The organism is Bacillus sp. JJ1521, assembly GCF_036965165.1.
Lineage (GTDB): Bacteria > Bacillota > Bacilli > Bacillales > Bacillaceae_L > Ferdinandcohnia.
Window position 1 is genome coordinate 10,192 of the sequence record NZ_JBALOX010000191.1, and the last position, 6,925, is coordinate 17,116.

General features: G+C 37.8%; 7 protein-coding genes. All 7 read left to right on the forward strand.

All coding sequences use genetic code 11. The features are described 5' to 3' along the window. A partial coding sequence (gene infB / locus V7147_RS21350) for a translation initiation factor IF-2 (RefSeq protein ID WP_335369825.1) occupies positions 1-1,141 on the forward strand: 1,141 nt, incomplete at its 5' end. Continuing rightward, positions 1,138-1,416, forward strand: a complete 279-nt coding sequence (locus V7147_RS21355) for a DUF503 domain-containing protein (RefSeq protein ID WP_335369826.1) — start codon at positions 1,138-1,140, stop codon at positions 1,414-1,416. The genes infB and V7147_RS21355, both read left to right, overlap by 4 nt. 14 nt (positions 1,417-1,430) lie before the next feature. Next, the gene (rbfA, locus tag V7147_RS21360; protein ID WP_057996952.1) at positions 1,431-1,796 is read left to right on the forward strand and encodes a 30S ribosome-binding factor RbfA; all 366 of its coding nucleotides are present in this window, start codon (positions 1,431-1,433) and stop codon (positions 1,794-1,796) included. A gap of 103 nt (positions 1,797-1,899) precedes the next feature. After that, positions 1,900-2,826, forward strand: a complete 927-nt coding sequence (gene truB / locus V7147_RS21365) for a tRNA pseudouridine(55) synthase TruB (protein ID WP_335369827.1) — start codon at positions 1,900-1,902, stop codon at positions 2,824-2,826. Positions 2,827-2,856: 30 nt separating this feature from the next. Beyond that, positions 2,857-3,822, forward strand: coding sequence for a bifunctional riboflavin kinase/FAD synthetase (gene ribF / locus V7147_RS21370; RefSeq protein WP_335369828.1), 966 nt, complete (start codon positions 2,857-2,859; stop codon positions 3,820-3,822). Positions 3,823-3,925: 103 nt separating this feature from the next. Beyond that, the gene (rpsO, locus tag V7147_RS21375; RefSeq protein WP_010282323.1) at positions 3,926-4,195 is read left to right on the forward strand and encodes a 30S ribosomal protein S15; all 270 of its coding nucleotides are present in this window, start codon (positions 3,926-3,928) and stop codon (positions 4,193-4,195) included. Positions 4,196-4,387: 192 nt separating this feature from the next. Next, on the forward strand, positions 4,388-6,508 hold the full coding sequence (gene pnp / locus V7147_RS21380) for a polyribonucleotide nucleotidyltransferase (RefSeq protein ID WP_335369829.1): 2,121 nt from the start codon (positions 4,388-4,390) through the stop codon (positions 6,506-6,508). The last annotated feature ends 417 nt before the right edge of the window (positions 6,509-6,925 follow it).

The following is a 6,925-nucleotide window of genomic DNA, read 5'->3' on the forward strand; positions in this document are numbered from 1 at the left end:
TGTTATGCAGGAATTAACAGAGCATGGGCTAGTTCCTGAGGCTTGGGGTGGCGACACTATCTTCGTTCCTATTTCAGCATTAACAGGAGAAGGTATTGACAGCCTACTTGAGATGATTCTTCTTGTAGGCGAAGTTGAAGAATATAAAGCAAATCCAAAAAGAAGAGCGACAGGTACCGTGATTGAAGCCAAGCTTGATAAAGGCAGAGGCTCAGTTGCGACTTTACTAGTTCAAAATGGTACCTTGCGTATTGGTGATCCAATTGTTGTCGGAAATACATTCGGACGTGTCCGTGCAATGGTTAATGATTTAGGTCGCCGCGTTAAGGAAGCAGCACCTTCAACCCCAGTTGAAATTACTGGGTTAAACGATGTACCACATGCTGGCGACCAGTTTGTTGTATTTGAAGATGAAAAGAAAGCACGTCAGGTTGGGGAAGCTAGAGCACAAAAGCAACTAGTTGAACAACGTGGCGATAAAGTAAAAGTTAGTCTTGAAGATTTATTTGAACATATTAAGCAAGGTCAAATGAAAGAAATCAATTTAATCGTAAAAGCTGACGTTCAAGGGTCCGTAGAGGCTTTAGCAGCATCTCTTCAAAAAATAGATGTAGAAGGTGTTAAAGTTAAGATTATTCATACTGGTGTCGGTGCAATTAATGAATCAGATATTACTCTCGCATCAGCATCAAATGCGATTGTAATTGGTTTTAATGTTAGACCTGATGTGAATGCCAAGCGCACTGCAGAAGCAGAGGAAGTCGATATCCGTCTTCACCGTATTATCTATAAAGCAATAGAAGAAATCGAATCTGCAATGAAGGGTATGCTGGACCCAGAATATGAAGAGAAAGTAATCGGGCAAGCAGAAGTACGTACAACATTTAAAGTATCTAAGATTGGTACAATTGCCGGTTCATACGTAACAGACGGTAAAATCACTCGTGACAGTGGTGTACGCCTCATTCGAAATGGTATTGTTATTTTTGAAGGTGAAATTGATACATTGAAACGCTTCAAGGATGATGTTAAGGAAGTAGCACAAAACTACGAATGTGGTATAACAATTGCGAAATATAACGATATTAAAGAAGGAGACATCATTGAAGCATTCGTGATGGAAGAAGTTGATCGTCATTGATTGGCCTTGTGGAGTGCGAATGTATCATCTATGATGCAAATTCTTTAAAAGCAAAACGTGCCGTCTTACAAAGTGTCATGACTCGACTCAAACAAAAGTTTAATGTTTCAGTTGCAGAAGTAGACTTTCAAGATACATGGCAGCGTACCAAACTTGCGATTGTTACTGTTTCATCAAGTCGAAAGCATTCTGAACTCGAATTAAACAATGCCCTAAAGTTTATTGATTCGTTCCCAGAATTAGATCGAACAATAACCGACTTTGAGTGGTTATAAGAGGTGATATCTAGATGAGTTTACGACCTAATCGTGTTGGTGAACAAATGAAAAAGGAATTAAGTGACATTATTGGACGGAAGATCAAGGATCCTCGGATTGGATTTGTTACTGTAACCGACGTTCAAGTTACTGGAGACCTTCAGCAAGCTAAAGTATTTATTTCGGTTTTAGGTGATGAAGAGCAAAGACAGAATACGTTAAAAGGTCTTGCGAAAGCGAAGGGCTTTATCCGATCAGAAATCGGTCAGCGTATTCGATTACGGAAAACACCTGAGATTTTATTTGAATTTGACGAATCAATTGATTATGGTAATCGAATTGAAACGATCCTTCATGAAATAAATAAGCAATCAAATCAAGAATCAAACCAGGAGTAAGGGAGTGGATAGACTTTTTTTATAAAGTCTATCCCTTTTTTTCAGTTGTTTTATGGTAGGAATGAACGACAGCTTAATTTCAAAATAAGGGAGTGGCTCTTAAGTGAATGGAATATTACTTCTCAATAAACCAAAAGGGATGACCTCCCATGATTGTGTCTTTAAGGTTCGAAAATTAGTAAAAATGAAAAAGGTAGGCCATACTGGGACGCTAGACCCTGATGTTTCAGGTGTATTGCCAATTTGTCTAGGACGAGCAACAAAGATCGTTGAATATGTAACGGCTGCAAATAAAACCTATGAAGGAGAAGCGACAATAGGTTTTTCTACGAATACAGAAGATGCATCCGGTGAAAAAATTGAAGAAAAAAGAGTAGACCGACAAATTACGAAAGCTGAAGTCTTAGACGTTTTTCATTCATTAACGGGTGAAATCATTCAAACACCACCTATGTATTCTGCGGTTAAAGTTAATGGAAAGCGCCTCTATGAGTATGCTAGACAAGGAATGGTAATTGAAAGACCATCTCGCAAAATAACCATTCATAAATTAGAGCTACTAAGTGATATTGTACAAAACGATGGAACCGCCTCATTTCGTTTCCGTGTAACTTGCAGTAAGGGCACGTATGTACGAACTTTAGCTGTACAGATTGGTGAAAAACTTGGGTATCCATCACATATGTCTGATTTAAAAAGGACGTCCTCAGGTGACTTTACCCTCGATCAGTGCCTGACACTAGAAGAATTAGAGCACCATGTCCAAACTGGAACAGTGCAGGAACATCTTCTAACAATTGAAGATGCTCTCTTCCATTTGCGCAAAATTTTAATTAATGATAAAGTAGCAGAGAAAGTAAAAAATGGGTCTGTTTTTCCGGTTCCACAAGAGTTAAACGAGTTTCCGACCGGAGAACCTATTGCTGTCCTACATAATGGAGAAATCCTAGCAATATATCAACGACATCCAGAAAAACCACAATTGATAAAACCTATTAAAGTATTAGTTAATAACCAAGAATTACAATAGGGTATTCAGTATAGAAAAGGTGAAATAGAAGTGAAAACGATTCATATCACACATCCACATTCATTTAATCAAACAGATTTACCACCAACTGTCTTGGCCTTAGGGTATTTTGATGGTATTCATTTAGGTCATCAAAAGGTTGTAGAAGCAGCGAAGAAGGAAGCAGAGAAACAAGGAATAGCATGCTCTGTCATGACATTCGATCCCCATCCATCAGTTGTCCTTAAAAAAAATGTTACACATGTTGAATATATTACACCTTTAAAACATAAAGAAAAGTTATTTGAAGAAATGGATATAGACTATTTATATATTGTGAATTTCTCTTCTGAATTTGCAAGTTTATCACCACAACAATTTGTGGATGAATATATTTTTGGTCTGAATGTCAAGCATGTTGTTGCAGGGTTTGATTTTACATTTGGACGATTTGGAAAAGGAACGATGGAGACTCTACCTGAATTTGCAAATGGAAGATTCACTCAAACGACTGTTGAGAAATTGACCTTCAAAAATGAGAAGGTGAGTTCAACGGTAATCCGTGATTTGATTCACAAAGGGGAAGTGAATCAACTTCCGCCTGTTTTAGGTAGATTCTATTCAGTTAAAGGGACCGTGGTTGATGGTGATAAACGAGGAAGAACCATCGGCTTTCCGACAGCCAACGTAAAAACGAGTGGGGATTATATTATTCCGAAAATGGGAGTTTATGCAGTTCGTTTAAAAGTCGGTTCAAACTGGCATAATGGGGTTTGTAACCTCGGTGTTAAACCAACTTTTAAAGAAAACGAGACTGTACCATCGATTGAGGTTCATCTGTTTGATTTTAATGAAGACATCTATAATGAAGAAGTAATTGTTGAATGGCATAAAAGAATTCGATCCGAAAGAAAGTTTCCGTCCATTGATGAATTAATCAAACAAATTGGACAAGATAAGGAAAATGCAAAGCAATACTTTGAGAAAATAGACGAACATACTTGCTTTTTATCATAAAAAGTTGTATTCTAGTTAAGTATGAAAAAGAACCATTGCGTGGCAGTTCGAATCACCAACGTCTGCTAGGTAATCGGGGATACTATTATAGGAGGTGAATAGGATGGCTATCACACAAGAGCGTAAGAACGAAATTATCAGCGAGTACAAAACTCATGAGAATGACACTGGTTCACCAGAGGTTCAAATCGCTGTCCTAACTGAACAAATCAATAAGTTAAATGATCATTTACGTACACACAAGAAAGATCATCATTCACGTCGTGGTCTATTAAAGATGGTTGGTAAACGTCGTAATTTATTAACATATCTTCGTAATAAAGACGTAACTCGTTACCGTGAATTAATCAACAAGCTTGGACTACGTCGATAATCTACGAAAAAGCGGGAGCATTCCCGCTTTTTTATTAGGTTAAAAATGGAGGGATTTTTTTCCTTCTTTTATATCAAATTTGAACAAATTCACTTTACATATTGAACGAGTATTGATATGTTCGAATAAATTAGTTCATACTATCAATACATAATATACATTTGAATGTGATTTAGAGAGGGGTACTATTATATGGAACAAGGAAAGCAAGTTTTTTCCATGGACTGGGCAGGTCGCCAGTTGACCGTAGAAATTGGTCAATTAGCGAAACAAGCTAACGGAGCTGCATTAGTTCGTTATGGAGAAACGGCTGTCTTAAGTACAGCAACCGCATCAAAACAGCCAAAACCATTAGATTTCTTTCCGCTTACTGTAAACTATGAAGAGCGATTATATGCAGTTGGGAAAATCCCTGGAGGATTTATTAAACGTGAAGGTAGACCAAGTGAAAAAGCAATTCTAGCAAGTCGTTTAATAGATCGTCCAATTCGACCTTTATTTGCTGATGGATTCAGAAATGAAGTACAAGTAGTCAGCATAGTAATGAGTGTGGATCAGGACTGTTCATCTGAAATGGCTGCAATGTTCGGTTCATCTTTGGCGCTATCTGTTTCAGATATCCCATTTGAGGGGCCAATCGCAGGTGTTACTGTTGGTCGAGTAGACGATCAATTTATCATTAACCCTTCAGTAAAAGACCAAGAAAAAAGCGATATTCATTTAGTTGTTGCTGGAACAAAAGATGCAATCAACATGGTTGAAGCAGGTGCCGATGAGGTCCCTGAAGAAGTAATGCTTGAAGCAATTATGTTCGGACATGAGGAAATCAAACGTTTAATTGCGTTTCAAGAAAAAATTGTTGCAGAAATCGGTAAAGAAAAAACAGACGTTGTTCTATATGAGCTTGATCAAGAGCTTGAAGCACAAATTCGAGCAAAAGCAGAAAAAGATATAAACAAAGCTGTACAGGTTACTGAAAAGCATGCAAGAGAAGATGCAATTAATGAAGTAAAAGCAGCAATTGTTGCAGAATACGAAGAACAGGAAGCCGAAGAAGCTACTATTAAGCAAGTTAAGGAAATATTAAATAAACTTGTAAAAGAAGAGGTTCGACGCTTAATCACGGTTGAAAAGATCCGTCCGGACGGAAGACAAATTGATGAAATTCGTCCACTTTCATCCGAAGTTGGATTATTATCTCGTACCCATGGTTCAGGATTATTTACACGTGGACAAACCCAAGCATTAAGTATTTGTACACTTGGTGCATTAGGAGACGTGCAAATTCTTGACGGATTAGGAATTGAAGAGACAAAACGATTTATGCACCACTATAATTTCCCTCAATTCAGTGTTGGTGAAACAGGTCCAATGAGAGGGCCAGGTCGTCGTGAAATTGGACATGGTGCATTAGGTGAGCGTGCATTAGAACCTGTTGTGCCATCTGAAAAGGATTTCCCTTATACAATCCGTCTTGTTTCTGAAGTTTTAGAATCAAATGGTTCTACTTCGCAAGCAAGTATTTGTGCAAGTACGCTTGCAATGATGGATGCGGGTGTTCCAATTAAAGCTCCTGTAGCGGGTATTGCGATGGGACTTATTAAATCAGGAGAGCACTATTCTGTATTAACGGATATTCAAGGAATGGAAGATCATTTAGGAGACATGGACTTTAAGGTTGCAGGAACTTCAAAAGGTGTTACGGCCCTTCAAATGGATATAAAAATCGAAGGTCTTTCCCGTGAGATTCTTGAAGAAGCTTTACAACAAGCGAAAAAAGGTCGCATGCAGATCCTTGATTCTATGTTAGCAACATTAACAACACCAAGATCAGAGCTTTCTAAATATGCTCCGAAGATTTTAACAATGGCAATTAATCCGGATAAAATTCGTGATGTTATTGGGCCAAGTGGGAAACAAATCAATAAGATTATTGATGAAACTGGCGTAAAAATTGACATTGAACAAGACGGTACAGTGTTTATTTCTTCTATTGATGAAGCAATGAATCAAAAAGCTAAAAAAATCATCGAAGATATTGTTCGTGAAGTAGAAGTTGGCCAGATGTACCTTGGTAAAGTAAAACGTATTGAAAAATTCGGCGCATTCGTTGAAATTTTCAGTGGCAAAGACGGACTTGTTCATATTTCTGAACTGGCTGAAGAGCGAGTTGGGAAAGTAGAGGATGTTGTAGCTATCGGCGATGAAATCCTTGTAAAAGTCACAGAGATTGATAAGCAAGGTCGTGTAAACCTATCTAGGAAAGCCGTTTTACGTGAACAAAAGGAAAAAGAAGAACAACAACAAAAGTAATCGTTTCTAAAGCCTGGTAAACCGGGCTTTTTGGTTTTATAAAGCAAATGTTTCGACGTAGTTTTGGTTGTCTAGTTCCAGGCGCCATCGGCTCTATTGTCTAGCCAATCGCTTCTGAAGGTAAAGTGCACCTTCTGTCAGCGCTTTTCTTATGCTTGTCGCCGATGAGCGGGAGCCTTGCACTTTTCGTTTTTTCAGTTCTACCTTGTCCCTCCTTTACATATTTTCTAGTAAAGAGGGGGATAACTATGAAAAAACAGTACTTACATTTTTTTGTTTTTATATGTATTTTATTAATTTCTATTGGTTCACTACATAATCCGTTTACAAATGATTACGTTAAGGGATTAAAAGAAACGAATGAGGAAATCCCAGTTAGTACTAAAGGTGATCAGCTGTTAAATGAAATTGAAAAAA

What these genes read in the sequence shown, in the direction of transcription:
- rbfA (WP_057996952.1), top strand. Translation starts at nt 1,431, where the DNA reads ATGAGTTTACGACCTAATCGTGTTGGTGAACAAATGAAAAAGGAATTA.
- rpsO (WP_010282323.1), top strand. Translation starts at nt 3,926, where the DNA reads ATGGCTATCACACAAGAGCGTAAGAACGAAATTATCAGCGAGTACAAA.
- pnp (WP_335369829.1), top strand. Translation starts at nt 4,388, where the DNA reads ATGGAACAAGGAAAGCAAGTTTTTTCCATGGACTGGGCAGGTCGCCAG.